The 3,282-nt window shown below is 57.7% G+C and carries 3 protein-coding genes; 1 reads left to right on the plus strand and 2 read right to left on the minus strand.

Going from position 1 to position 3,282, the window contains the following annotated elements:
* Both GXX82_16800 and GXX82_16805 read right to left on the minus strand, forming a co-directional pair.
* On the minus strand, positions 1-2,153 hold a 2,153-nt coding region (locus GXX82_16800; protein ID NLT24704.1), incomplete at its 3' end, for an AMP-binding protein.
* Entirely contained in the window at positions 2,150-2,650 is a 501-nt protein-coding gene (locus GXX82_16805; GenBank protein ID NLT24705.1) for a MarR family transcriptional regulator, read from the minus strand. The genes GXX82_16805 and GXX82_16800, both read right to left, overlap by 4 nt.
* Before the next feature lie 290 nt (positions 2,651-2,940).
* On the opposite strand from GXX82_16805, the gene GXX82_16810 reads away from it, so the two are divergent.
* The gene (locus GXX82_16810) at positions 2,941-3,144 is read left to right on the plus strand and encodes a putative motility protein (protein NLT24706.1); all 204 of its coding nucleotides are present in this window, start codon (positions 2,941-2,943) and stop codon (positions 3,142-3,144) included.
* Positions 3,145-3,282: the final 138 nt, after the last annotated feature.

Consider the following 3,282-nt stretch of genomic DNA (forward strand, 5'->3'; position numbering starts at 1 on the left):
ATTTCCTTCAGTTTCACATAATCCGGCTTGCCCGTGCCCAGTTTCGGCAGTTCCTTCACGTAGATGATCTCGCGGGGGAAGGTCAGGTCGGAATGACCTTTTTCACGCAGGACATCACGGACCTTCTTCAGGTCCGCGTCCCTGGCATTCGTCACGAGGACAAGCTTCTCTCCCTTGCGCTCATCGGCAACGGCCATGACGGCAAGTTCCCTTCGCTCGCCGAATATGCCGGCAAGGGCCTCTTCGATGGCGGAAAGGGATATCATCTCGCCGCTGATCTTGGAAAAACGCTTCAATCGCCCCACTATGGTCACGAAACCGCTGTCGTCGACCTCCACTATGTCGCCTGTGTCGTACCAGCCCCCGTCCTCCACGAGATACTTGTGGTTCGCGGCCTCATTGTCAAGATACCCCATCATGACATTCCGGCCCTTCACGAAGAGACGGCCCACGTGTCCCCCTTTCGGGTCTATGCCGCCCACAGGCATCACCTTGTACTCGATACCGGGGAGCACCCTGCCCACGCTGCCGTGCTTGTTCTCCAGGGAGCTGTTCATGCAGATGATGGGGGCGCACTCCGTGGCACCATAGCCGGACATCACCCGCACGCCGAAGACCTTCGCGTAGTGTTCAAAAACGGCCTCGCTCAACGCCTCCGCTCCGCAGAACACGTAGCGCATGGTGTGGAAATCGTAGGGATGGGCCCTCCGGGCGTAGCCGCTCAGAAAGACGTTCGTCCCCATGATGACGGTACAGCCCTCTTCATAGGCGATCTCGGGCACGATCCTGTAGTGCAGCGGACTCACGTACAGGAAAGAGCGGGCACCGGCAATCAGCGGCAGGAAGACCCCGATCGTGAGACCGAAACTGTGGAATATGGGCAGGGCATTGAGGAAATAGTCCCCTTCCCCCACGTCGACGCGGGAGAGTGCCTGCCATATGTTGGCTATGATGTTCTCATGAGACAGGAGCACCCCCTTCGGTAAACCTTCCGAACCCGATGTGAAGAGAATGGCGGCGGGCCCCCTGTGCTCTCCCTCCGACACGCGGGCAAGTCCGCCTGGGAAGACCGCCCTTAAGACTGCCCTGAGCTTGTCGCCCGCGCCAATGGAAGCCTTCACGTCCTCGAGATAGACGATGCGGACGCCTTCGAAAATGCCGGGGTCGATCTTCACACGGTCGAGAAATGCCCGGGACGTGACGACGACCCCAAGGCCGGCTAGTTCCATGGCATGCCGCAAGGCCCGCGAGCCGCCGGAGTAGTTGAGGAGAACGGGTACCTTCCGGAACACCAGGAGCCCGTAGATGACAAGCGCCGTGGCGACAAGGTTCGGCAGGAGCACTCCCACGTTGGCGCCTTCGTGGCGGGAAAGCTTCTCCCCCAGGATAAGCCCCCCGATAAGAGCCTTGCGGCAGCTGACGTCGACGCCCGTCGCATCCTTGAAGAGCGGCTTCGAACCTCTCTTCCTGCATGCGCGGATGAACTCGCGGCCAAGCGTCGAAGGCCTGTAACGGGCCTCGTAGAACATCTCGCAGAGCATCCCGTAGATGGCCCGCGCCGCTTCACGTTTCCTGTCGTGGGGCTGAAACCGCTCGAGGTCGATGGGAGGACGTATCTCACCTATGGTCAGTGTTATCGGGGCGAATATCTTCCTTCCCGGGTGCTTCTTCGCAAAGATGGTATCGTAGGTACCGCCGAGATGCACGGGCAGGATCCTCGCGCCCGTCTTGTACGCGACGAAACCGGCGCCCTCGTAGATCTTCATCAGGTTCCCCGTCCTCGTGATACGTCCTTCGGGAAAGACAAGGAGTGCCGTGCCCCGGTTCACCTCCTCGATGACACCCTTCAGGGAATAAGGGTTCATGGTGTCGATCTGCACAGTGTACCTGTTCTGCATGAAGGGCCTGAGCAGCAGCTCCCGCGCCCTGCCCCGATTGACAAGTATCCGGAGGTCCACGTCGATGTACGTCCACAGGATGATGCCGTCGAGCAGGCTGGCATGGTTCGATACGACCATGAGTTTGTCGAAAGCACGGGGAAGCCTGTCAACTCCCTCTATCCTGATCCTGTGGACGACCTTCAGATAGATCTTGAATATCGCCCTCGCACTCTTTTCAAAGAGCGCCCTCAGGAGACCGCGTTTCCCTTTCATCCTCCCTCCCGCCCCCCGTCCGGTATCAGTCTCTGTTTCGCGTTGCTGCGGACCTTTTCCAACGTCCTGTTGAGGCGCATCAGATCCGCCCGGGATATCCCGGACATCAGGAGCCCCACCCCCTTGAGGTATCCCGGCTCCAGACCATTGACGACCTTCTCGCCTTCCGCCGTCATTCTCACCAGGTTCACGCGACGGTCATTGGGGTGGACAGAGCGCTCCACGAGACCCGCTCTCTCCAGCCTGTCGACGATCCCCGTCATGTCGGCCTTGTTGACGACAAGCCGCCTTCCAAGCTCTGCCTGGGAGAGGGCCTTCTCATCGCTGTACTTGAGCTGGACAAGGACATTGAACTGAGCGTCGGTAAGCCTGTGTCCCTGGAAATACCTGAAGGCGGCTCTGGCGATCATGGTGCCGGTATAGATGATATTCAACAGGCTTTCATGTTCAACCGTCTCGATAGGCCGTCCGAGCCCCAACTCCTCCGCAAGTCCCATGGAGGACCCTCCTTATTGTTCAGATATGAACTGTATGAATGTATACTATGGTTTCGGGAAGGTGTCAAGGTCAACAAGAGTTCAAGAGTTCAAGATTTCAAGGGTTCAAGAGTTCAAGGGAAAGATCGCGAAGGGGGGTTCGGCTGTCAACGCAATTCGCCCACCGGCCGAAGGTATCCGGTGCCTTTTTCTTTTACTCTTGAACCTTTGAACTCTTGAACCCTTGAACCTTCTTTTATTATCCCCTTAAGTTTCCCCCCCATCCACCGATAAAGTCTCAGGAGGATGATATGATCGACCCTGTTTCTTCCCTCATGAGCTACGTCATGACCCGCAATGAGGCCGCAATGTCCCTCGCAAAGAGTCGGATCGAGGCCGAGGCGGCGGTTGCACAGGTCATCGCGGAGGCTGCAAAGAACATAGAGCGCATCACCGAGGCCTCTTCGTCCTCCGCCTCGCCCTTCGTGGGATCCAATATCGACATTTACGTTTAGAGCACACCAAACGCTTAACTTCTTTCATGCAAATGCCAAAACTGGTATAATCTTGCCACGTGTGACGGGGGCGGGGTAGGATCCACAATCGCACGGAGGAGGAGGTCAACAACATGGCAAGAGACATATCTTTCAAGA

It is taken from the genome of Syntrophorhabdus sp. (assembly GCA_012719415.1).
GTDB lineage: Bacteria > Desulfobacterota > Syntrophorhabdia > Syntrophorhabdales > Syntrophorhabdaceae > Delta-02.